This is a genomic window from Rothia similimucilaginosa (assembly GCF_029850875.1).
In the GTDB taxonomy this organism is placed as follows: Bacteria; Actinomycetota; Actinomycetes; order Actinomycetales; family Micrococcaceae; genus Rothia.
Window position 1 is genome coordinate 31,721 of sequence record NZ_JAOVAM010000003.1, and the last position, 23,371, is coordinate 55,091.

General features: G+C 59.6%; 17 protein-coding genes. 9 read left to right on the forward strand and 8 right to left on the reverse strand.

All coding sequences use genetic code 11. From position 1 onward, the window contains the following. Nucleotides 1-40: 40 nt before the first annotated feature. Complete coding sequence (locus QFX05_RS02990) at nucleotides 41-949, reverse strand: MBL fold metallo-hydrolase (RefSeq protein ID WP_279740787.1); 909 nt, start codon at nucleotides 947-949, stop codon at nucleotides 41-43. A 308-nt stretch (nucleotides 950-1,257) separates the two neighbouring features. On the opposite strand from QFX05_RS02990, the gene gluQRS reads away from it, so the two are divergent. From gluQRS to QFX05_RS03020, 6 genes are all read left to right on the forward strand, one after another. Beyond that, on the forward strand, nucleotides 1,258-2,283 hold the full coding sequence (gene gluQRS / locus QFX05_RS02995) for a tRNA glutamyl-Q(34) synthetase GluQRS (RefSeq protein WP_279740788.1): 1,026 nt from the start codon (nucleotides 1,258-1,260) through the stop codon (nucleotides 2,281-2,283). A gap of 381 nt (nucleotides 2,284-2,664) precedes the next feature. Beyond that, a complete protein-coding gene (putP, locus tag QFX05_RS03000; protein WP_279740789.1) occupies nucleotides 2,665-4,152 on the forward strand; it encodes a sodium/proline symporter PutP in 1,488 nt (495 codons plus the stop codon). Between the two features lie 141 nt (nucleotides 4,153-4,293). Next, entirely contained in the window at nucleotides 4,294-5,247 is a 954-nt protein-coding gene (locus QFX05_RS03005; RefSeq protein ID WP_279740790.1) for a 1,4-dihydroxy-2-naphthoyl-CoA synthase, read from the forward strand. A 157-nt stretch (nucleotides 5,248-5,404) separates the two neighbouring features. Continuing rightward, the gene (locus QFX05_RS03010) at nucleotides 5,405-6,784 is read left to right on the forward strand and encodes an AMP-binding protein (RefSeq protein ID WP_279740792.1); all 1,380 of its coding nucleotides are present in this window, start codon (nucleotides 5,405-5,407) and stop codon (nucleotides 6,782-6,784) included. 111 nt (nucleotides 6,785-6,895) lie between these two features. Next, complete coding sequence (locus QFX05_RS03015) at nucleotides 6,896-7,810, forward strand: 1,4-dihydroxy-2-naphthoate polyprenyltransferase (protein WP_279740794.1); 915 nt, start codon at nucleotides 6,896-6,898, stop codon at nucleotides 7,808-7,810. Nucleotides 7,811-7,912: 102 nt separating this feature from the next. Then, a complete protein-coding gene (locus QFX05_RS03020; RefSeq protein WP_279740796.1) occupies nucleotides 7,913-8,371 on the forward strand; it encodes a PLD nuclease N-terminal domain-containing protein in 459 nt (152 codons plus the stop codon). A 134-nt stretch (nucleotides 8,372-8,505) separates the two neighbouring features. On the opposite strand, the gene QFX05_RS03025 is transcribed toward QFX05_RS03020, so the two are convergent. The 4 genes from QFX05_RS03025 to QFX05_RS03040 all read right to left on the reverse strand — a co-directional run bounded on the left by QFX05_RS03025 (nucleotide 8,506) and on the right by QFX05_RS03040 (nucleotide 13,181). Further along, entirely contained in the window at nucleotides 8,506-9,195 is a 690-nt protein-coding gene (locus tag QFX05_RS03025) for a histidine phosphatase family protein (protein ID WP_279740798.1), read from the reverse strand. 156 nt (nucleotides 9,196-9,351) lie between these two features. Next, nucleotides 9,352-9,450, reverse strand: coding sequence for a 30S ribosomal protein bS22 (locus tag QFX05_RS03030; protein WP_005504750.1), 99 nt, complete (start codon nucleotides 9,448-9,450; stop codon nucleotides 9,352-9,354). A 263-nt stretch (nucleotides 9,451-9,713) separates the two neighbouring features. Further along, complete coding sequence (locus QFX05_RS03035) at nucleotides 9,714-11,723, reverse strand: FadR/GntR family transcriptional regulator (protein WP_279740800.1); 2,010 nt, start codon at nucleotides 11,721-11,723, stop codon at nucleotides 9,714-9,716. Between the two features lie 99 nt (nucleotides 11,724-11,822). After that, nucleotides 11,823-13,181, reverse strand: coding sequence for a metalloregulator ArsR/SmtB family transcription factor (locus QFX05_RS03040; RefSeq protein ID WP_279740803.1), 1,359 nt, complete (start codon nucleotides 13,179-13,181; stop codon nucleotides 11,823-11,825). A gap of 411 nt (nucleotides 13,182-13,592) precedes the next feature. Between QFX05_RS03040 and QFX05_RS03045 the strand changes: the two genes are divergently transcribed. Both QFX05_RS03045 and QFX05_RS03050 read left to right on the forward strand, forming a co-directional pair. After that, nucleotides 13,593-15,218 (forward strand): TrkH family potassium uptake protein, encoded by a 1,626-nt coding sequence (locus QFX05_RS03045; protein WP_279740806.1) that lies wholly within the window; start codon nucleotides 13,593-13,595, stop codon nucleotides 15,216-15,218. After that, nucleotides 15,211-15,873 carry a potassium channel family protein gene (locus QFX05_RS03050; RefSeq protein WP_279740809.1) on the forward strand — a complete coding sequence of 221 codons (663 nt, stop codon included), beginning with the start codon at nucleotides 15,211-15,213 and terminating at the stop codon, nucleotides 15,871-15,873. Before QFX05_RS03045 ends, QFX05_RS03050 begins: the two co-directional genes overlap by 8 nt. 170 nt (nucleotides 15,874-16,043) lie before the next feature. On the opposite strand, the gene proC is transcribed toward QFX05_RS03050, so the two are convergent. Continuing rightward, the gene (gene proC / locus QFX05_RS03055; protein WP_279740811.1) at nucleotides 16,044-16,889 is read right to left on the reverse strand and encodes a pyrroline-5-carboxylate reductase; all 846 of its coding nucleotides are present in this window, start codon (nucleotides 16,887-16,889) and stop codon (nucleotides 16,044-16,046) included. A gap of 392 nt (nucleotides 16,890-17,281) precedes the next feature. On the opposite strand from proC, the gene QFX05_RS03060 reads away from it, so the two are divergent. Then, entirely contained in the window at nucleotides 17,282-18,601 is a 1,320-nt protein-coding gene (locus QFX05_RS03060; protein ID WP_279740812.1) for a chloride channel protein, read from the forward strand. A gap of 397 nt (nucleotides 18,602-18,998) precedes the next feature. Here QFX05_RS03060 and QFX05_RS03065 read toward each other — a convergent pair whose 3' ends face one another. Together QFX05_RS03065 and topA are read right to left on the reverse strand one after the other, a co-directional pair. Then, a complete protein-coding gene (locus QFX05_RS03065; protein ID WP_279740814.1) occupies nucleotides 18,999-19,970 on the reverse strand; it encodes a Ppx/GppA family phosphatase in 972 nt (323 codons plus the stop codon). Nucleotides 19,971-20,280: 310 nt separating this feature from the next. After that, a complete protein-coding gene (gene topA, locus QFX05_RS03070) occupies nucleotides 20,281-23,097 on the reverse strand; it encodes a type I DNA topoisomerase (protein WP_279740816.1) in 2,817 nt (938 codons plus the stop codon). Nucleotides 23,098-23,371: the final 274 nt, after the last annotated feature.

The window sequence follows — 23,371 nt, forward strand, 5'->3', positions numbered from 1 at the left end:
CCTGTATTTATGCTCCATTAGGCATATTGCATATAGAGGTTTAGTGCAAAGCCTGACCCAGAGTAATCGGACCGGTGAAGCCACTGGTATCCGGGTGATCCGCTTCGAGGTACGCCGCTACCGGTGCGTCTTCAAGCTGAGCCAAACGATCCAGCAGGAAGCGAGTAGCACCCGGCGCATACGGCAGCTTATACATTGCTGCGGTCGTCGCCTCGTCATCACGATCTAAAGTGGAGGAACGAATCGACTCAATAGCGGTCACCATGGTGTTCCGTTCACGCTCCACGAAGGTGCGGTCCACCGGCTCACCGTTACCGGGCACAAACACGCGGTAGCGATCAAATTCGAGCACCGCACCGAGAGTATCAATCCAACGATCGGGGAAAGAATCCTCAAAGTAGGGGTCGGTACCCTCTTCAATCAGACCACCCATGAACAGCACATCTTCAACACCGACCATAATGTCACCATCGGTGTGACCGGGTCCCATGTACATCAGGGTCGCGCTACGCTCACCCAGGTCGATGGGGGTGAAAGTGATGCCGTCGCCCCTATTGGCGACCAAGCGGTTGGGAATAACAATATTAGTGGCGGCACCCTGGTTATGTGCCATTTCCGGTTCCAGCGTCTCGACATAGGGACGCTGCGCCTCACCGTATTTACGGATTGCACGCGCGGCGCGAGGATGCGCCCAGAATTCTTCGGCACCCATTGCCGCGAAAACATCGTTGCCGAAGAAACGCTCATAGTGACCGTGAGTGTTTACGACGGTAATAGGAAGGCGCGTGAGACGGCGAACCTCATCATAAATTTCGGTTGCCTGACGGGGACCAGCGCCGGTATCTACGACTAGTGCACGTTCCAGCCCGAGGACCAATCCGGTGTTCAGTCGGTAGTTATCGGTCGCAATGCGGTACACACCGTCTGCGAGTTCAATAGTACGAGCCATAAATACAACCCTACTGGAATTTTTAGCGTCTGAGGGGTTATTCAGGCTTCAGAGAACAGAAATTTACTGTTCGTTAACGATTCAAGGCAATGAAAGTGCATTATTTTGCACAAACTTATCTTTAGCAACAGGAACGTGGTGAGCATTATCAACCTCTCCGGATTGTTTGAACAGCGCAGCATCGCCAAAGGAGCTCCTCAAAGAGTCCGGCGTGCATCCATAGACGCAGTATTTATGCCACGATGCCACTCAATCTAGAGTTGTGCGTACGGTTAAACCCGCATCTAACACCCCTATAGGATAGGAGTATGACTTCTTCCCCTACCCCATTTTCTAACCCCTCAGCTCAGCCTTTCCCCAGCGGCACCGGACGCTACGCCCCTTCCCCTTCGGGAGACTTGCATCTGGGTAATTTGCGTACCGCTATTTTGGCGTGGGCGATGGCGCGCCGCAGTGGCAATCCCTTCTATCTGCGTGTGGAGGATTTGGATCGCGTGCGCCCGGGTGCTGCGGAGCGTCAGATTGCTGATTTGGCGGCTCTGGGTTTGGGTTGGGATGCGAGCCCCGGCGCCCCGACAGGGCGTATTGAGGGCAGCGAAAGCACCGAGGGCAAGGAAGCAGGCGTACTGTACCAGAGCACGCGCATTGCCGCCTACGCGCAGGCGGTTCAACTGCTACGCGAGGCGGGACTCGTCTATGAGTGTTTCTGTACTCGCCGCGAAATTCAGGAGGCCTCAAGTGCCCCGCACGGCGCGCCGGGCGCATACCCGGGTACCTGCCGTGGGCTGACAGAAGCACAACGGAAGGAGCGTGGCGTTCAGCGTCCGCCAGCTCTGCGCCTGCGCGCTGAGCACACGAGCTACACGGTGCAGGATGATTTTTACGGTGCCTACACGGGGCTGGTGGATGATTTTGTGCTGGTACGCAATGACGGCACCTACGCCTATAACCTGACTTCCGTGGTGGATGATGCCTTTGTGGGGGTTGAGCAGATTGTGCGCGGTGATGATCTACTCCCTTCTGCGCCTCGCCAGTCGTATTTGGCGCAGCTTTTGGGTTTGGCACAGCCGCGTTACGCTCACGTACCACTGGCACTCAACGAGGAAGGTAAGCGTCTGGCAAAGCGTGATGGTGCGGTGACCCTGCCGCAGCTGCGTGAGGCGGGCATTGAAATCCCGACGATTTTGGGGTGGATTGCCGCTTCTATTCCGGTGTATAACGTCGATGGCTCTGTCCATTCGGCGGATGCTCCGGTGCCCAATGCCGCGGCAATTTTGGAGCGTTTTGACCCGGCTCGTATGGCTTCTGAGCCGTGGGTCGTGAAGGATTTCTAAGCTTCTGTGACATTGTTTTACGACAGTTCAACACTCTGAACGGCTTTTAAATTTTTCGTTTAATCCGTTTTATATGCATATGCCATTGAGCGTTTGCGTTGCTTTTCAAGTACATATCTTTGACTCAAGTGCCCGAAACCCTGAAATTCAGGGATTTTTAGGGCACTTTTTCGCACATGCTCCCACAGCCCCCCACCTGTACGACCATAAAATTTACACAGCAAATACATATTTATTCCACAACTTCTCATCTCTAACCGTCAAATAGACTTTATTTTCAGCCTTTCAAAGCCTAGACTGTATCCTATGCCACTCATAAAGTTATGGCGTAGTGCATAAATACACATAGACACGTATTATCACCAGGAGAGAAGGAACATTATGGCCGCGAGTACATACCAGGTCATCGCGCTGGCGATTTATTTTGTTGCCATGATCGCAATCGGCCTATGGGCAAATAGCAAAAACAACAGCCTCGACGACTACGTGCTGGGCGGGCGGCAGCTCTCCCCCACGGTCGCCGCTCTCTCAGCAGGCGCCTCCGATATGTCCGGTTGGCTCCTCATGGGTCTGCCCGGCGCCGTCTACCTCAGCGGTCTCTCCCAGGCATGGCTCGCCGTCGGTCTGACCATTGGCGCATGGTGCAACTGGAAGTTCGTGGCACCGAGACTGCGTAGCTACACCGAAGTAGCAGGCGACGCCGTGACCGTCCCCGTCTTCCTGAGCAACCGCCTCCATGACACCAAGCGCGTGCTGCGCATCGTCTCCGGCATCGTGATTCTGGTGTTCTTCACCTTCTACGTCTCCTCCGGTATGGTGTCCGGTGGTCTGTTCTTCAAGTCCTCCTTCGGCCAGGAATACCACACCGGCATGCTCCTGCTGGCAGGCATTACCGTGTTCTACACCCTTTTCGGCGGCTTCATGGGCGCCTCCTACACCGACATGGTTCAGGGTCTGCTCATGCTTGCAGCACTCATTGCCGTGCCGATTATCACCATCATCGATCTTGGCGGTGTGGACCCGGTGGTTGAATCCATCAGCCAGGTTCGCCCCGACGCACTCAGCATCTTCGCAGGCACCACTTTCGCCGGCATTGTTTCATCCCTCGCATGGGGTTTGGGATACTTCGGCCAGCCTCACATTATCGTGCGCTTCATGGCAATGCGCACCCCCGAAGACGCAAAGTCCGGCCGCCGCATCGGCATCAGCTGGATGGTCCTGACCGTGTTCGGTGCGCTCAGCGGTGCATTCATGGGTATCGCCTACTTTGCACGCCACCCCGAGGCATCCCTCACCAACCCGGAAACCGCGGAGTCGGTCTTCCTGGACCTCTCGCAGATTCTCTTCCACCCCTTTATTGCAGGTCTCATCTTGGCTGCGGTTCTGGCGGCAATTATGTCCACCCTCTCCTCACAGCTGATCGTGTGCTCCTCCGCTCTGGTGGAGGACCTCTACGGTATCTTCTCCTCAAAGAAGCTCAGCGCCGCCAAGTCCCTGTGGCTCGGCCGTGCAGGCGTGGCAATCGTGGCACTGGTCGCCGGTGCCCTGGCATGGAACCCCAACAGCTCCATTCTGCAGCTGGTCGCATTCGCGTGGGCTGGTTTCGGTTCGGCATTCGGACCGACCGTTCTACTCTCCCTCTACTGGCGTAAGCTAACCACCCAGGGCGCGCTTGCCTCCATGATTACCGGTGCCGTTGTGGCGTTCGCATGGGGTCAGAGCCCGATGAAGTCCGTACTCTACGAAATGGTTCCCGGCTTTGCTTCGGCGATGCTGGTCGCAATCATCGTCTCCCTGATTACCTACAAGAAGAACCAGGTCATTGAGGAAGAGTTCGACCGCGCAGTAGAGCTCGCAAAGGTCGAGTAACCTACAAATAACTGAGGCAGGGTAAGGTTCCTTACCCAACTTCTAAGGCCCGGTCCGCACACACGCGGTCCGGGCCTTCTTATATGCGGGCACCCCATGCCACAACCTCAGGCAATGCCCGGGCAACGTAAAATAGGGTCTATGACTGCACAACTTCCCGAAAAGGTCTCGGACATCTTCAACCCCGCCAACTGGCGCATCGTCGAAGGCTTCGAAGACTTCACCGACATCACCTACCACCGCCAGGTTGAGCGCGACGAAAACGGAGAAATCCTCCGCGATCTGCCCACCGTGCGCATCGCATTCGACCGCCCCGAGGTCCGCAACGCATTCCGCCCGCACACCGTGGACGAACTCTACCGCGCCCTCGACCATGCCCGCATGACCTCCAACGTAGGCACCGTACTACTCACCGGCAACGGCCCCTCCGCCAAGGACGGCGGCTGGGCATTCTGCTCCGGCGGCGACCAGCGCATCCGCGGCCGCGACGGCTACCACTACGCCAGCGGCGACACCGCAGAAAGCATCGACCCGGCACGCGCAGGCCGACTGCACATCCTAGAAGTGCAGCGCCTCATCCGCACCATGCCCAAGGTCGTTATCGCCCTCGTCTCCGGCTGGGCTGCAGGCGGCGGCCACTCCCTGCACGTGGTAGCCGACCTGACCATCGCTTCCGAAGAGTACGGCAAGTTCAAGCAGACCGACGCAACCGTCGGCTCCTTCGACGCAGGCTACGGTTCGGCGCTGCTTGCACGCCAGGTGGGTCAGAAGTTCGCCCGCGAAATCTTCTTCCTCGCCAAGGAATACGACGCACAGCGCATGTACGAAATGGGTGCAGTCAACGACGTAGTCCCCCACGCAGAGCTTGAGAATAAGGGCCTGGAATACGCGGCACACATTGCCCGCCAGTCCCCGCAGGCAATTCGCATGCTCAAGTACGCCTTCAACCTGCCTGATGACGGCATGCTCGGCCAGCAGGTCTTCGCCGGTGAGGCAACCCGCATGGCGTACATGACCGACGAGGCTGTGGAGGGTCGCGACGCGTTCTTGCAGAAGCGTGACCCGGACTGGTCCAACTACCCCTACTACTTCTAAGAGGCAGCCCCTTTCCGCAGAAGTAATTTCAGATGCATAGGCTCGGAGCCGGATTCAACCCCTGATACCTTCAGCTAAGAATCCGGCTCCGGCGCATTTGATGCCTCCCCAACCCGGCATAGCCCCCCCGGCGCACACAACCACTCAAGGATCTCTTATGATGAACACCCCCGTACCCGGGCTCGTGCCTTCCCCCGCCCCGCAGGAGGCTACCCTGCACCCGCAGGCGGTACAGGTGCGTGCCAATCAGCCCGCCGACCCTCACGCCATGCTAGGAGCCTTTGAGCAGCTGCTGGGTGGGTACGCGGCGGGTGCTGGTACGGAGAGTGCAGAGGCGGAAAGCGCGGGCTCCGAGGGCGTAGAGGCTGTGGACCCTATTGCCCTGGTGGTGGGCACCTCCGGATCCACCGGAACCCCCAAACGCACCGCACTGACCGCGCGAGCTCTTGCCGCCAGTGCGGCAGCCACCGAGAACTTCTTCGGCTCAAACTCCGATGCTGCCTCGCAATGGCTCCTGGCCCTTCCGGCGCACTATATTGCCGGTGCACAGGTGCTCGCCCGCTCCGTACTTGCCGGTACCACCCCGGTCATTGCCCGCTCCGTGACCGAATCGGTGCACTTTAGCCCCGAAGTTTTCCTGCAGGCGGTTCAGCAGATGAACTCAGCACGCCGGTTTATCTCCCTGGTGCCCACCCAGCTCCATAAGCTCCTTGAAAGCGCGGACGCCGACCCGCACCTGGGCTCTGAGATTCACGAGGCACTCGGCTCCTTCACCGGAATCCTGCTCGGAGGCGCCCCCGCCAGCGCTGACCTGCTCGCCGTCTCCACCACGCTGGGTCTGACCACGGTGACCACCTACGGTAGTGCCGAAACCGCCGGCGGTTGTGTCTATTCCGGCTCTGTTCTGCCCGGTATGCGGGTGGAGCTCGTGCCTGAAGAAGGTATGCCCGCCGTGCCGGATATTGAGGGGAAGCCCGCACAGGTTGGTCGTATTTGGATCAGCGGCACGCACCTCGCCAGCGGCTACATTGGCGATACCGCCCGCACCGCCGAGCACTTCTTCACCGCCGCTAACGGCACCCGCTGGTACCGCACCGACGACTACGGTCGGTTGGCTCCCGACAGCAACAAGAACTGTAGCGAGCAGCGCCTGCAGGTGCTCGGCCGTAGCGACGACGTGCTCATCAGCGGAGGCATAAAAATCTCCGCCCGCGCCGTGGCAACCGTCCTCGAAGAGCATCCTGCCGTACGCGAAGCCTGCGTAGTCGGCCTACCCGATGCCCGCTGGGGTACCGCCATTGCCGCCGCGGTCACGCTGGTACCCTCTATCGATACCGTAGCTGCCTCTACCGAGAATAGCCCCGCCCTAAACGAAGAACTCTGCACCCTGCTACGTGCCCGCTGCACTGAAAAGCTCGGCGCCCCCGCCGCACCCAAGCAGCTGAGCATCCTGCCGGATTTCCCTCTTACCAGCACCGGCAAGCCGGATCGCGCAAAAATATACAGTATCCTGGACAGAGACTATCGTCAGGGCTAAAGCAGGCTCATCCGCGGGTTTTCACCCCGTACACGCAACCGCCCGCACGCCCTAACCGTCACCGTCACAACACCCACGCATCATACGCACTTAGACCCGGAAGGAACCCCCGTGGCAACTGCCGCCCAATGGATTGAAGGCGCTCGCCTGCGCACCCTGCCGCTCGCCGTCGCCCCCATTATTGCCGGCTCAGCTGCCGCCTACGAGATCAACGAATTCAAGCCACTCTACGCGTTCTTGGCATTCCTCGTAGCGTTCTTCCTGCAGGTCGGCGTGAACTACGCCAACGACTACTCCGACGGCATCAAGGGCACCGACGAAGACCGCGTGGGTCCGCTACGCCTCGTCGGTTCCGGCGCGGCAAGCCCCCGCTCCGTCAAGTTCGCCGCCTTCGCCTGCTTCGGTCTAGCGATGCTTGCGGGTCTTGCCCTGGTGGCACTGGCGAACCAGTGGTGGTTCCTGGCGATTGGCGCCTCCAGCGTCTTTGCGGCGTGGGGCTACACCGGCGGCAAGCACCCCTACGGCTACATGGGCCTGGGCGACGTGTTCGTCTTCGTCTACTTTGGTCTAGTTGCCACCCTGGGCACTCTCTACACTCAGGCGCACACCCTGACCCTGCTCGGCTGGGTTGGCGCTATCGGCGTTGGTCTGATTTCTTGTGCCTTGCTGATGGCTAATAATGTGCGTGACATTCCCACCGATATTGAGGCGGGCAAGCTGACCTTGGCGGTCCGCCTGGGCGAACGCTGGTCGCGCATCACCTACATTGTGGAGATGGCCCTGGCACTGGGTCTGGTAGTGCTTCTGCTCGATGAGAACCCCTGGTTCCTGCTAATTTTCCTGCTGGTCGGCCCGACCATCCACTCCTGCTTGACCGTGTGGACACGCGGCGGCCGCGAGCTGATTCCGGTCCTCAAACAGGCGGGTATTGTGGCGCTCGTGTACTCCGTGATTCTTGCCCTCGCCGTATGGCTGGGTTCGCTGGATATTATTAGCCACGAAATTCAGGTGTTCACCGGATACTAAGCCGACGCACGAATCTGCACCGGATTACCGCGCTGTTACGCCGCTAGCGGGCACCCGGTTCATAGTTCCGCAATAACGCGGCGGTATGTCATAGTAGTGCTTATGATTCGAGCCATGCTGATTATTGGCGGCGCCGCCCTCATCGTGGGGCTGACCCTATACACCTTCTTGGATGCCGTCCGCACCCCCGCACACGAGGCGCGAACCCTGCCCAAGTGGCTGTGGATTCTCGTCACCCTGTTCTTCCCCATGGTGGGCCCGATCATGTGGCTCATCCTGGGCCGCCCCAAGGCACAGCCCGCAGCAGGCGCTCCTCGCCCCAGCTTCAGTCAGCGACGCAACACCCCGGTGCCCCCGGTATCTTCCCCCGACGACGATGAAGAGTACCTGCGCTGGCTCAAGGCAAAAGCAGAACGCGAACGCCGCAGCCGCCAAGCAGAATCGAACAACAAGCAGGGTTCTGATTATAAGGATTCCGAACCTAATGACCCCGAGCTTAAGGATCCTGAGCTTAGAGATCCTGGGGACGGCACCCCGACTCAGGGTAACGGGCAGAACTAGTTAAGACAGCTAGATTTGTAGCTCCTGTGCCCCTCAAGGTTTACAGTAAGAGGCTGTGAGCATATCCGTAACGGATATGCTCACAGCCTCTTACTACGCTCAAAAACAGCTTCAGGAACTAGCTACCGGGTTTGTTAGCTGCCGGGCAGCTGAATCACACCACCGTACAGAGGCGCAGCAGGCTCCGAATACTCCACAAAATGCGGCATCTCATGCTCAAAATCAGTGGTGCTAAACGCCAAAGTCGTAATCGACGCCAGGTTACACTCACGGGCACGCGGGTCATGTTGAAGCATGCGACCCTCAACACCCAGGCGAGTAATCCAAATCGGCAGCTGGTGCGACACAATAATCGCCTCCGCACCCTCACCGCCGCGCTCATAGGCGGTACACGCCGCATCCTGAACAGCCGCAGCCATACGGCGAATCTGGTCCATGTACGACTCACCCCAGGAGGGGCGCGCCGGGTTGTACAGCTTAGTCCAGTGACGCGGGTTCCTCAGCAGCTCCTGCGAGTTCACGTGCAGACCCTCAAAGTAGTTATCCGCCTCAATGACGCGCTCATCCGGCTGCGCAGTCAGGCCCAGCAGCTTTTCAACCGGGGCAGCAGACTCACGGGTACGCTGCAACGGCGAGCAGACTAGATGCACGAAACGGGTGCCGCGCTCAGCACGAGCCGCAAACTCCTCAGCGCTCAGACGCACCATCTGCTGGCCCTTATCGGACAGACGGTAGCCGGGCAAACGGCCGTACACGATACGCTCGGGGTTGTGCACCTCGCCGTGACGCATGAGGTGAACTTTAATGGTGGAAGTTTCAGTCATAATCCCAGTCTCTCAAATAGCGCGCCCCACCCCAAACAGGTGACCCGCACATACGCTCTACAAATACAAAAACACGACATAAAACCCAGCCCGCAAAACCGCAGGAACATAAAAACCCCGCCTCTCCATACGGAGGGCGGGGCAAAAGAAGTCTTTTTACTTCTTGTTGCGGCGCTGGTGGCGGGTCTTGCGAAGCAGCTTGCGGTGCTTCTTCTTGGACATACGCTTGCGGCGCTTCTTGATAACGGAACCCATAGGATTTCCTCACTTTACTCGTACCCGGCCGAGCCATTCGACTCGGTAGCTACCCGGGGATATTTATACCGGTATAACCGATCCAAAACGCATTTTAGGCACAGAAATACCCTTGCGTTTTAGAGCGCTACCTACCTAGAGTACTAGGTTTACCCCCATTTTCACCATTCGAGAGCGGCTTTTCAGGAGTTTTTCCCTGAATTTCCGCTTTTCCCACGGGTATGTCGAGGGTATATGCGGGTCAAATTGGGGATTCGGCAGCCCTAACGACGCTTCTTCTTAGACTTCTTCGAGCCCTTAGCGCGGCCATGAGACAGCACCGAACCGGAAGAAGCTACAGCAGTGCCCTCAGATATGCTCTCCTCAGTCTGGGAGTCGACCTCTACCGGCTCCTCAGCCGATTCCTGCGCGGGGTTATATTCCTCAGCAGGTTCTTCAACCGGCTCTTCTACAGAACCCTCCTCAGCAGAGCTTTCCGCTGCGGCTTCTTCCTCAGCCGCCACGTGCAACGCCTTCAAACGCTCAACGCGCTCAGCCTCGGCACGAGCCAACGCCCCCACACCCACAGCGGACTTCTCAGGCTTCGCCTCGGTGTTAGCCTCGGGTTGAGCCTTCTCAGTACTATCCTCAACCTCAGGCTCGTAGACATCCACACCGAAGAAACGCTTCATCTTGGAGAAGATGCCGCGGTACTCCTGCACCGGCTCATCATGCGGAAGCTTCTCATAGGTGTCGTGGATGGTCGCTGCCGCCTCAAGACGGGTAGGTTCAGCAGGCTGAACGGCGGGCGCCTCCTGGCGCGCCGGAGCACGCATAACATTCTCCGGCTCAGTCTCCGCAGGAGCCGCGGCAGTCACAACAGCCGCAGGACGCGCGGTACGGGCAGGCGCAGTCAGCATCTTGCTACGATCCACCGGCTTAATGATGGTCGCACGCACCGGAGAAATGATCTGACCGCTACGACGACGCGGAGCCGCCGTAGAAGCACGCAGAACCTTTGCGGGGCCCTCAGCCTCTTCCTGCGCGTACGCGGCAGAGACGCTCGGCAACTGACCGTTGAGAGTCCGCGAGCTGAGAGTCTGCGAGACAGGAGCCTGGGCGGCGGGTGTCTGGGCACCAGATACCGAAGCTGCAGAAGCAACGGGGGCGGTGCTACGGCGCGGGGTGCCAAAGCTCAGCGGCACATCCGGGCTCACCGAATGAGCGGCAGGCTGTGCGGGGGCTGCAGAAGCCGCAGCAGGTGCGGCCTGAGACGCAGCGGGACTGGAGCGTTCCACCTTGTCAAAAGTATAAATATCCGCACCAGTTGTAGTATCAGTCGGCTCGGAGGGAACCTCAGACACCGCCTCATCGCCATGGGCAACCTCGTGTTCAGACTGCTCAGACACCGCAGCAGAAACCTGAGTCGGCTCAGCAGATGCCGCAACAGGAGCATGCGGGGCAGGCAATGCCCCCACATCGGCGAAGGACGCATCGTCCTGCATCAAATCATCAAAGTCATCGGTGGTAAACTCATCCACATCAACCGGCGCAAATTCAGAAGCAACCGGCTCACCCGGCAGACCGTTCGCAGAGGTCGCCTCCTGCTCCAAATCAATACCGGCATCGGAATACATGCCGCGCAACTGAGCAATCACCATGGCACGAGCCGTCGCCGAATCGCCAGCCTTCAAAGCCTCCGCAATAGCGCGGCTCTCAGCACGCAGACGTTCCACAGCACTACTCCACAGCGGCATGCGACCCACCAGCGATAGCATCGACTCAAAGCTCGGTTGACGCACCGACGCGAGCATACCCACCAGCAGTTCATTCCCCGCACAACGCATCACCTGGTGGTGGAAAGTCAGCAGAAGCTCCAGGAAATCACGAATCGACAGGTCGAAATCTTCCATCTGCGCCAGGACCTCGTCCATTTCCGCGAAGGAGGCGGTCTTCGGGTCAATACGCGCAATCGCCCAGCTTTCCAGCAAAATACGGGTCTGCACCAGATCGCGAGTCGGGTAACGCGAGCTGGACATGTGCAGGCGTAGAGCAGCACTCGCCGCGGAAGCCGGCTCCTCACTCAAATGCACAAGAATTTCCTTACCGCGACCGTTGTACAGCTGCACCAAATCCATATCTTCCAAGGTGCGTAGAGCCTCGCGGGTACGGGAACGATTCACACCAATAGCGCGCGCAATTTCACTATCACTAGGCAGGTCCTGGCCCAGCTGAATGTTGCCCTCGAACAGTTCGTTCTCGAGCCAGCGCAGAATTTTACGATGAATAGCCACGTGAATGCGTCTTTCGGTCAAAAAGTGAGTGAAAGTGTGTGCGTTTTACAGAGAGTTAATATCGGAAGCGATTGGCGGGGCAGTCCCCAGCCGCCTGTCTTAGCGGCGGCGGCCACGCAGGAAGCCGAACAGGCCACCGCGGTGGTTGTCCTTCGCCTCAGCACTGTTCGCCTCAGTGTTGGGGCGGTACACAGAATCGTAGGAGGGCATGGTCTGATACTCGGGCTCCTCAGCAGAGGTTTCAGCCTTAGCAGACTCACCCTCGACAGACTCATCATTGGCAGGCTCGACCTTACCGAGCTCAGCCTTCTCAGTAGATTCTACCGGCCAAGCTACTTCCTCAGCAGATTCAGCCTTCACAGGTTCAGCATTCATGGGCTCTTCTGCCGCGGCTTCATCCACTACGTTCTTCTCAATCACAGACTTTTCAGTTGCAGAATCCTTAATTGCAGATTCCTCAGCTGCACATTCCTTGCGTGTTGTCTCTTCCCTGACGGATTCAGCGGGTGCAACAGGCTTCTCAACAGCAACCTTTTCGTCGGCGACCTTTTCAGACGCAGCAGCCTCGGGGGTGGCAGCAATAGGCTGAATCGAACCACCCACAACCGTGGAAGGGTCGACACCATAAGACACCGCAGCCGCAGACTGAGCGATTACCACCGGATTCTCCGCTACCACGGGCTTAGCCTCAGCAGGCGCCGCGGGGGTCACCCCAGCGTCATACCCGTAGGATGCGGGAGTGAAGGGGCGCATCGGGGTGCTATCCACTACCTCTTCCTGCGAGGTGGGCTCATCAGCTCCTGCCTTCTCAACGACAGGTTCGGAAGCGGCACTATCAGCAGTCTGCTCCGCAGGGCGCGAGTAGATACGCGCACTGGGGGTCAGGTGCTGTGCGCGGACGCGCTGAATACGAGCCTGCTCGATTTCCTCGGGGGTGGGTGCCTCAACAGCGAAAGTCTCAGAGTCGGTCTCCGCGGTTGCGTTCTTCTCGGATGCAGCAGGTGCAGTTGTAGCTGGTACAGTTGCGGCGGGCGCAAGCTTCTGAGTGGGTTCTTCAACTTCGGGCTTCGGAGCATTCTTTTCAGAGGTATTCTCGACCGGCTTCTCGCCTGCGTTCTCAGCCGTCGCCTTATCGGAGGCAGACGCAGTTACGCCACCGGGCAGTGCCACGGGTACGTGCGCCTCATTGGACTGGTGCGCAATCTGAACGGTCTCATTAATCCACTCGGTCACGGTGGCGAATACATCCGGGTTCAGGGAGTAGAGGCGACGCTGCCCTTCCACGGTCACGGAGACCACATCTGCATCACGAAGGACTTTCAGGTGCTTCGAAATGGTCGGCTGGCTCATACCCAGCTTTTCAACCACTGCACCCACTGTGTGGGTTTGCTCAGCGAGAATACGCACAATTCGGCGGCGAGTCGAATCTGCGATGACAGAAAAAACATCAGAATGCATATAGCGATTATGACATATAAAGTGGCGTCTCAAGCTTAGAATGAGGCTGATACAGAAATTACCTTCAAAAATTCTGAATAGCCCCTGAGCACTAGCCCAACATGAAGTTCTGAAAGGGAGAAAAGCATGAAGTGCCTATCACATCTAATGTTGATTTCCTGTATCTCATCCCAGGCATATGCGAACCAACCAGCCTCTCAATACTTATATAGCTAATGCAGAATATATAGTTTTCGTGGTTCCACCCACAAAACCAGTCACACGCCTTCTCCAAGCTCACATATTTAGCCCCAAACCACCAAAGCCTCAACCCCCTCAGCAGGCACCCAGCGCGATACACTAGAAGGCGTTAAACACAGGCTCAAACCGCCACCCAACGTACCAATACCCAGACACCGCTGAAGGAGGCGCATGGGACGCATCATCCGCCGCACCCGGCGCCGACACCACCACCCCCAGGGCCAGCTCAACCGCCGCTGGGATACCCTCAGCGGCACCACCTCCGAGCCCCAAAAGCAGCAGACTCGCCAAAGCCGCCGCGACCGTCTCGAAGCTGAAAACCTCAGTATCCTCACCAGCGTACCCGGCATTAAGCTCGACCGCATGCCCGCCCTGCGCGACCACACCCACGAGAGTCCCGATGCTCAGCACAAACGCAACCTGCTAGAGCTCGACCGGAAAACCCTCGAACGCTTCCGCGACTTCATCGACTCCTCTGTTCTGGCGTCCCCCTCGCGCACCGCAATCAGCGCCTTCATCCTGGTCATTAGCTTCTTCACCATCATGCTGTCCCTGCCAATTTCTTCGGCAGACGGGCAGCGCATCGCGCTACACAACGCAGTCTTCACCTCAACCAGCGCGGTCACCGTGACCGGTCTGACCACGGTCTCCACAGCAGATCAGTGGTCAACCTTCGGTCAGGCAATAATTCTTATCGCCTGCCAAGTGGGTGGCCTGGGCACGCTGACCATCACCTCCCTACTCGCGCTGGCTATCGGCCGCAAAATGGGTCTGCGCACTAAACTCATCGCGCAGGAAGACCTCAACATCAGCCGACTCGGTGAGGTCGGCGGCATCGTCAAAGCAGTAGCGTACGCATCTTTCTCCATCGAAGCGTTCATTGCTATGCTCCTCACCCCGCGCTTCCTCGCGCTCGGTGAAGCACCACACGAGGCTCTATGGCACGGCGTTTTCTACGCCATCTCCGCCTTCAACAACGCCGGATTTACCCCACACTCGGACGGTATCGTACCCTACGGCCACGACCTGTTCATTCTCGGACCCATCTGTGCCGCCGTATTCCTGGGTTCACTCGGGTTCCCCGTATTCATTGCGATTCAGCGTAGCCCCTTACACCCCTCACGCTGGCAGCTGACCGCAAAACTGACCGTGGTCACAACCCTCTTCTTCTTCGGTTTTGGCGCCTTCTTCTGGGGTCTTTTCGAATGGAATAACCCCGCAACCATCGGCTCCTACTCCCCCGGCGATAAAATCCTCAACGCCATCTTTGCCTCCGTGATGATGCGTTCGGGCGGGTTCAACCTAGTTGATATGGACACCATCACGCCCGTCTCCACCCTGCTGACGGACATGCTCATGTTCATTGGTGGCGGCTCCGGCTCGACCGCGGGCGGCGTGAAGGTCACCACCATTGCCGTGATTGCTCTGTCCATCCTTGCCGAAGCACGAGGCGACCAGAAGGTTGCCGCGTTCAACCGCACCATCCCCGAGTCATCCCTACGCATTGCTATCTCGGTGCTTGTTATGAGCGCTACCATGGTGTGTATCGGCGCAGCGACTCTGGTTATGATTAGCGGCGCAGACCTCAAGGAAGTCATGTTCGAGGTCATCTCCGCCTTTGGCACCTGCGGCCTATCCAGCGGGCTCTCCTCAAGCCTGCCACCTGCGGGCGTGTACGTGCTCAGCGTGCTCATGCTTATTGGCCGTATCGGCACGACCACCGCCGCAACCGGCTTGGCGATGCGTTCACGCCGCCGCCTCTACAAGTTCCCCGAAGAAAGGCCCACCATTGGCTAGTGCACATAACGCCCCCGTCCTCGTGATCGGTTTGGGCCGTTTCGGTGCTGCTGTTGCCGCGCAGCTGCGTGTGCAGAATAAAGAGGTCCTCGCCATCGAGAAGGACCCCGAACTGGTACAGAAATGGTCCGGCGTGCTGACCCACGTGGTCTCCGCAGACGCGACCGATATCAACACCCTGCACCAGTTGGGTGCTGACGAGTTCGGCTCCGCCGTTGTGGGTGTGGGCACCTCCGTGGAGGCGTCTGTGCTGATTACCGCAAACCTCGTAGACATTGGTGTGGAGCGTATCTGGGCGAAGGCTATAACCCCCGCACACGGCAAGATTCTGGAACGTATTGGCGCACACCACGTGATCTACCCGGAGGCGGATGCCGGCCGCCGCACCGCGCACCTCGTCTCGGGTCGATTGCTGGACTACATTGAGTTTGATGACGACTTCGCGATTGCGAAGATGCGCCCGCCGAAGGAAACCCACGGCTTCACCCTCGCCGAGTCGGATATCCGCTCCAAGTACGGCGTGTCCGTGGTCGGTATTAAGTCCCCCGGTGAGGACTTCACCTACGCGGACGCGACCACCAGCATTCACTCGCACGACATTCTGATTGTGTCCGGCCAGGTGGATTTGATTGAGCGTTTCGCGGCACGCCCCTAAGAATATTTTTCCTCGCTACCTTGAGGAGCCCGCGTTTGAGCAACCCGCGAATAGACACAGAAAACAGCCTCTTCCCGTTCTGCCGGGAGGAGGCTGTTTTTTCTATAGTTTTACCCAATCAGAGGGATGCTACCGGGCAGTATTAGTCCCCGCTGGTTAATTCCCGCTGCTTAGTCCTCGTCAGCGGTGTACAGCTGACTCATTTCCGCCGAACGGGTGGTGCAAGCGCGCATCGCATCATTGGTCAGCTGGAAGAGGCCACCGTCCACGAAGGTGTTCAGTGCACGCTCGGTGGTGCCGTTCGGGCTGGTCACGGCGCGACGCAGGGCGGGCGCATCCGGGTTGGTGTCGAGCAAGAAACCCGCTCCGGCGACGGTTGCGCTGGCAAGCTTGAGAGCGGTCTCATGATCCAGACCGAGCTCCGCGCCCGCGGCAGCCATCGCCTCCGCGAGCAGGAACGCGTATGCCGGACCGGAACCGGAGACAGCGGTGACCGCATCCATCTGGTCCTCGCGAACCTCAACGACCAGACCGACGGTGCCCAGGATCTCTTCGACGAGCTTCTTCTGCTCATCCTTCACGGATTCGGTGGTGGAGATCGCGAGCACGCCCTTGCCCACGGAGGAGGGGGTGTTCGGCATGCAGCGAATAATGGGCTGACCTGCAGGAAGGCACGCGGCGAGGGTTTCGAGGGTCACACCAGCAGCAACGGATACCACGACAGTATTCGGTGCGAGGGCGGGCGCAATATCGCGGGCAAGCTCGACGATGCCGTAGGGCTTCACACCGAGCAGCACGACGTCTGCGTGAGCGGTTGCCTTGTGGTTGCCGTCGGCTTCGCCGCCGGTAGTGATGATTTCGACCTTGTCGCCGAGGCGCTGGGCGAGGGCGGCGCGAGATTCTTCGCTACGCACGGTGGCGCGGATGTGGGCGGGGTCGTGGCCTGCAGCGAGCAGACCCGCAGCGATAGAGCCGTTCATAGAGCCGGTGCCGAGAAAAGCAATAGTTGCGGTCATCGTTGATCCTTCCTAATGGGGTGCCTGCGCCCTGCGGGAGCGCGCGGTGTGCTGTGCGCGGCGGGCGTGTGGAGACGTACCCTTCCAGCATAGCGGGTACGGCTACGGGCATGTGACCTGGCTCGTGTTTCTGGTACTTTTTCTGGGCGGCAGACTCACTCTGCATGCCCCACCATGTACCGCCCCGTTTCTCAGCTTGTGGCCCGCCCACGAGCCGTAGAACGCGCGGGCGTAGAATGAAAGCAGCTTCAGCGGCAGCAGTTTTGTGCCGGGTATGAAGCGCCCAACCAACACACGACACCCCTCATTTTTCTATGTCTTCCCATACTGCTTCCTCCTCAAATAGCCCGCATATTCCTGCGGGTTCCCACTCTTTTTCGTTTCGCCTCCTGATGGGGCTGACCCTTGCCGCACTGGTCACGGGCGTGTTCAGCGGTCTGGGTGCAATTGCCCTGCACTATGTTCTGGACTTTATGCAGGAGCTGACTTTCGGTCAGGCCGAGGGACATCACCCGATGGTCACTGACGGCGCTGACCCGGCACGCCGCGCCTTGATTTTGGCGGCATTGGGCCCGTTTGTGGCGTTGGTGTGGTACTACCTGCAGTCGGGCGGTCGGCGTGTAGTCGGCGTGAATTCGCAGATTGCCGGTGCTACCGAGGAGGACCGTACCCCTTCGCTGTGGCGGCAGATTTCGCATTCGGTGATTCAGATTGTTGCGGTGGGTGCGGGTTCCCCGGTGGGTAAGGAGGTCGCGCCTCGTGAGCTGGGTGCTTTGGCGGCTGGCCGTACCTCGAATCTGCTGGAGCGTCTTGGTTTTGTGGGCGCTGACGGTGCCCCGCTATTGGGTGTTCGTGAGCGTAGTCTGCTGGTGGCGGCGGGTGCGGCGTCCGGTTTGGCGGCGGTGTATCAGGTGCCGATTGGTGGCGTGGTGTACCTTGTGGAGGCGATGGCTGTTGGTCTGAGCCTGCGGTCGCTGTATGTGGGTGCGGTGACGGTGTGGACGGCGACGGTCACGGCGAATCTGGTGATTGTCAATGAGCCGACGTACCCGGTGCCGCAGCTTCCGTTGGATGCGACGACGCTGACGGTGGCGGCGCTGACGGGTGTGGTGTTGACTCCGTTGGCGTTGGGTTTTAGGGCGTTGTCGCAGCGTGCGGAGAAATTGAAGGCGAAGGATCGTTCTCTTCTGTGGCGTATTCCTGTGGCGTTTGCGTTGGTCGCGGTGGTTTCGCTGTGGCTTCCGGAGATTCTGGGTAATGGTCGTCTGCTGACTCAGCATACGTTTAATGTGTCGTTGGATGCGGCGGTGAGCGGTTTGACTGCGGCGGCGGCAGTGTATGTGTTGGCGTTGGCTATTGCGAAGGCTACCGTGGTGGTGTTGAGTCTGCGTTTCGGTTCTTATGGTGGTACGTTGACGCCGGGTTTGGCGTTGGGTGCGGCGGTTGCGTTTTGTGTGGCGGCGCTGGTGCTGTGGGCGTTCCCGGGTTTGGGCGGGGTGCCGGGTGGTGCGTCGATGGTGTTGTATGCGGCGGCGTTGACGGGTACGGCAGCGTTTTTGGGTGTGTCGATGAATGCGCCGTTGTCTGCGTTGACGTTGTTGATTGGTTTTACGGGGCAGGGTGCGAGTGCGTGGTTGCCGATGGCGGTTGCGGTGGGTACGGCGGTGCTGACGCGCTGGGTGTGGACGCGGGCGTTTGGTGCTAAGAAGTAGGTTCTGACAGGTGGCGGGCGGCCCCGGATGCGTGTGTGCGTCCGGGGCCGCCTGCTTTTTAGACCGAGGTTTTCGATAGGTTAGTGTCTTCTCCGTGGGTCTTTAACCCGCATTAAAGTCACTAACCTATCGACGAAAAGGCAAGGCATAACCCATAACCAGCTCTCACCTACCTGACGCAGCCGGAGATTCCGGTCATAGGTTACGGATTTATGCCATAGGTTAGCGTCTTTGGTCGTAGTTAAAAGCCATGGTCTCAGAAACTAACCTATGGCCCAATTTCTGCACGGGTTACAACCCCATAGCGAGAAACAACATGTGTTTACCCTTGCGGATGCGTAGGCTGGGATTCTTCTTGAATATCATAATTCGGCGTTTGAGTGTCTTTACACCCCCGCTACTCACCCAGGAGGGTCTTCGGGTTGACCGGAGTACCCGTACCCTCCGCCAGGTGCTCAATACGCTTCAGGATCAGGCCCTCACGCAGCGCCCACGGGCACACACGCATCGTCTCAATGCCGAACGCCTCCATCGCCGCCTCCGCAGCAATAGCGCCCGCCAGCATCTGCTCCGCACGTGCCTTCGAAACACCCGGCAAATCAGCACGCTCAGACACCGTCATCGCCTCCATGCGACGAGTCCACAAACGCAAATCCTGCAGATGCATCTCACGCTTCACATGCGGGCCCGCCGAATACGGCGCCGCACCACAAATACGCGCCAACGAACGGAACGTCTTCGACGTACCCACCGTCATATCCGGGGTACCGTAACGCAACAGATTCTCCGCCACCGGGGCAATCTGCTCACGCATATACTTACGCAGACGCTTCACCTGCTTCGGTTTCGGCGGCTGCTCATCAAAAAACTCACGCGTCAAACGGCCCGCACCCAACGGCACGCTCATCGCCGCATCCGGCAACGCATTCGTACCCGTCGAGAACTCAAACGAGCCGCCACCAATATCAAAATCAAGGATGCGGCCCGCACCCCAGCCCTGCCAGCGGCGCACCGCAAAGTACGTAATCGCCGCCTCCTGATCACCCGAAATACCGTTCAGGCTCACACCGGTCTGCTCACGCACCTGATGCAGCACCGCCGCACCATTACCCGCCTCACGGATAGCGCTCGTGGAGAACGCCAGCAGGTCCTCCGCCTCATTCTCGATTGCGAAGTCGCGAGCGCTGGTCACGAAGTGGGTCAGCGCGTCCGCGCCCTCCTGCGAAATATTTCCCTCAGCGTCGAGGTACTGCACGAGCTGCAGCGGAATCTTATGGGACGCGTACGGTTCGGGGCGCGCTCCAGGGCTGCCGTCAATCAGTAGCAGGTGGACCGTATTCGACCCGACATCCAGAACTCCCAGGCGCACGATGCGCTCCCCTCCCCCGCCCCGCGGCGGGATATTGTCTGTGTGCGGTACCGCAGGTGCGGCGCCTCTTCCAGTCTGTCAGAGGCGCGGCTCACTCCGCAAACAATCCGAACGGATGCCCAGCATCAGCACAGCGCGGGCACAAGAAATACAGCGCGGGCACAAAACGCGCCGAACCTGCGAACACGCCGGGCACCCATTCCTCGGGTATCCGTTCCCCGGGCATGCAAAAGACGCAGGAGGCGCCCCACCCCTACGCGGGGAATCAGGGGCGCATCCTGCGCTTTCAGTTCAGATAGAACACGCTCGGCTACTCGGCGGTCTTCTTCGCCGCGGTCTTACGAGTGGTCGTCTTCTTCGCGGTAGTGGACTTCGCCGCAGTCTTGCGGGTAGTCGTCTTCTTAGCGGCAGTAGTCTTCTTCGCGGCGGTCTTACGCTTGACCGGGCCCTTCGCACGCTTGTCAGCAAGCAGCTGCACCGCACGCTCGTGGGTCAGAGATTCCACCGACTCCGCACGCGGAACCGTAATGTTCGTAATACCGTCGGTGATGTACGGGCCAAAGCGGCCGTCCTTCACCACGATCTTCTTCTCGCTGACCGGGTCCACGCCCAGCTCAGCCAGCGGGGGCTTAGCCGCCGCACGACCGCGCTGCTTCGGCTGGGAGTAAATCTCCAGCGCCTGCTCCAGCGTAATCGTGAAGATCTCGTCCTCGCTGCCAATCGAGCGGGAATCCGTGCCCTTCTTCAGGTACGGGCCAAAGCGGCCGTTCTGCACGGTAATTTCCGCGCCCTCAGCGTCGGTACCGAGTACGCGCGGCAGGCTCATCAACTGCAGTGCCTGCTCCAGGGTCACGGTCGCCAAATCCATGGACTTGAACAGGGACGCGGTACGCGGCTTGACGGGCTTCGGCTTCTTCTTCGGCTTGGGCTTGCCGTTCTTGTAGTATTCGGTCGGCTGCGCGTCCAGGTACGCCTGAATCTGTTCCTCGGTCATCTCTTCGATAACTTCGGTGACGTAGGGGCCGTAGCGGCCGTCGCGTGCCACAATCTGGTTGCCGGAGACGGGGTCCACGCCGAGCACGCGGCCGTCGGACTTGCCCTGTTCGAGCAGTTCACGTGCCTTCGCTTCGGTCAGTTCGTCCGGTGCCAGGTCGGCGGGTACGTTCGCGCGGATTGGTTCGGTCAGTTCGCCGGTCTCGGTGTCGAGGGTGCCTTCGGCTTCCAGGTAGGGGCCGAACTTGCCCACACGTAGCACAATGCCGTCCGCAATCGGGATGGAGTTGATGCTGCGGGCATCAATCTCGCCGAGGTTGTCGACGATGGGCTTCAGGCCGCGCTTGGAGCCACCGCCGAAGTAGAACTCGCCCAGCCATTCGACGCGAGATTCTTCGCCGCGGGCGATGCGGTCGAGGTCTTCTTCCATCTGCGCAGTGAACTCGTAGTTCACGTAGGGTCCGAAGCTGGATTCGAGCAGGCGCACCACGGAGAACGCGATCCAGGATGGAATCAGCGAACCAGAACGAACGTTCACGTATCCGCGGTCCATGATGGTCGAGATAACCGCCGCGTAGGTGGACGGGCGGCCAATGCCCAGCTCGTCCAGGGTCTTCACGAGGGACGCCTCGGTGTAGCGCGGGGGCGGCAGGGTCTCGTGACCGGCGGGCTCAATCGCCTCGGCGGTCAGTGCCTCGCCGGTGGTCAGGTTCGGCAGGCGCTTCTCAGCGTCCTTCGCCTCACGCTCAGCCACGCGGGATGCGTCAACGCCCTCCTCGTAGGCGGCAAGGAAGCCGCGGAAGGTGATGACGGTACCGGATGCGGCGAACTCGGCGTCCTGGCCGTTAGATGCCACGGCGCCCAGGCGTACGGAGGCGGTGGAACCGGTCGCGTCAGCCATCTGGGAGGCGACAGTACGCTTCCAGATCAGTTCGTAGAGGCGGAATTCATCGTTGGACAGGGAGCCGCGCACAGCGTCCGGGGTGCGGAAAGTGTCACCCGCGGGGCGGATTGCTTCGTGGGCTTCCTGTGCGTTCTTGCTCTTGGAGGTGTACACGCGCGGTGCGGAGGGCACGAACTCGGCGCCGTACAGCTCGGATGCCTGGCGACGTGCGGCGGAGATTGCCTGCTCGCTCAGTGCCACCGAGTCGGTACGCATGTAGGTGATGTAACCGTTTTCGTAGAGGCGCTGCGCCACCTGCATGGTCACGCGGGAGGAGAAACGCAGCTTACGTGCGGCTTCCTGCTGCAGGGTGGAGGTGGTGAACGGCGCTGCCGGGCGGCGCTTGTACGGCTTGGTCTCAACGGAGCGCACCGAGAACGCGGCGGGCTGCAGGGCTGTGGCGAGAGCACGGGCGGCTTCCTCGTTCAGGTGGGTGACCTTGGAGGTGTTGAGGGTGCCGTCGTCGGCGAAGTCCTTGCCGGTGGCGATGCGGTTGCCGTCTACAGCGACCAGCTTGGCGTCGAAGCCTTCGGAGGATGCGGTCAGGAAGCGTCCGGACAGGTTCCAGTAGTTGGCGGCGACGAATGCCATGCGTTCGCGTTCGCGCTCAACAACGAGGCGGGTTGCGACGGACTGCACGCGACCTGCGGAGAGGCCGCGGCCGACCTTGCGCCAGAGCACGGGGGAGATTTCGTAACCGTAGATTCGGTCGAGGATACGGCGGGTTTCCTGTGCGTCAACCAGGTGCAGGTCGATGTCGCGCAGTTCACCGAAGGCACGCTGAATGGCTTCCCGGGTGATTTCGGGGAAGGTCATGCGGTAGACGGGTACCTTGGGCTTGAGGACTTCCTTCAGATGCCACGCAATGGCTTCACCTTCGCGGTCACCATCGGTTGCCAGGTAGAGCGCATCTACTTCTTTGAGCTTGCGCTTGAGTTCGGCGACCTTTTTCTTTTTATCGGGGTTGACCACGTAGTAGGGTTCGAAGTTCTCTTCAACGTTGACAGCGAACTTGCCCACGGGGCTCTTTTTGAGGTTTTCGGGCAGTTCGGAGGGCTGCGGAAGGTCACGGATATGGCCCATGGACGAGTCGACAAGGTAGTCCTCGCCGAGGTAGCTGCTAATGGTTTTGACCTTGGAGGGAGACTCCACAATCAGCAGGGCTTTTCCAGTCTTTGCCTGAGCGGGCACGGCACTCCTCTATCTGTGTATTGAAAAGCTACATATTCAACCATAACCTACGCTGGCGCTTGTGAGCGTCGGCAGGTTGTGATGTACGTGGGTGAGTGGTGGGTGGGGATGTAGTTTGTGTTGAGTTGATGTGGTGCGTTCGGGGCATTTCATGCGGCGAGCGCGCGGTGTCCCGGCGCGAGGCTAGCTGACCCGGTTCTGGTTTATGTGGGCCGGGAGTGTTGAGCTTGCATGAGTGCGCGGGGTACTCGGTACATCATACGGTACCGGAGCG

Bases quoted from the DNA above. Each gene is read 5' to 3' on its own strand.
- QFX05_RS02990 (WP_279740787.1), bottom strand. From the start codon at position 949: ATGGCTCGTACTATTGAACTCGCAGACGGTGTGTACCGCATTGCGACC.
- gluQRS (WP_279740788.1), top strand. From the start codon at position 1,258: ATGACTTCTTCCCCTACCCCATTTTCTAACCCCTCAGCTCAGCCTTTC.
- putP (WP_279740789.1), top strand. From the start codon at position 2,665: ATGGCCGCGAGTACATACCAGGTCATCGCGCTGGCGATTTATTTTGTT.
- QFX05_RS03005 (WP_279740790.1), top strand. From the start codon at position 4,294: ATGACTGCACAACTTCCCGAAAAGGTCTCGGACATCTTCAACCCCGCC.
- QFX05_RS03010 (WP_279740792.1), top strand. From the start codon at position 5,405: ATGATGAACACCCCCGTACCCGGGCTCGTGCCTTCCCCCGCCCCGCAG.
- QFX05_RS03020 (WP_279740796.1), top strand. From the start codon at position 7,913: ATGATTCGAGCCATGCTGATTATTGGCGGCGCCGCCCTCATCGTGGGG.
- QFX05_RS03025 (WP_279740798.1), bottom strand. From the start codon at position 9,195: ATGACTGAAACTTCCACCATTAAAGTTCACCTCATGCGTCACGGCGAG.
- QFX05_RS03030 (WP_005504750.1), bottom strand. From the start codon at position 9,450: ATGGGTTCCGTTATCAAGAAGCGCCGCAAGCGTATGTCCAAGAAGAAG.
- QFX05_RS03040 (WP_279740803.1), bottom strand. From the start codon at position 13,181: ATGCATTCTGATGTTTTTTCTGTCATCGCAGATTCGACTCGCCGCCGA.
- QFX05_RS03045 (WP_279740806.1), top strand. From the start codon at position 13,593: ATGGGACGCATCATCCGCCGCACCCGGCGCCGACACCACCACCCCCAG.
- proC (WP_279740811.1), bottom strand. From the start codon at position 16,889: ATGACCGCAACTATTGCTTTTCTCGGCACCGGCTCTATGAACGGCTCT.
- QFX05_RS03060 (WP_279740812.1), top strand. From the start codon at position 17,282: ATGGGGCTGACCCTTGCCGCACTGGTCACGGGCGTGTTCAGCGGTCTG.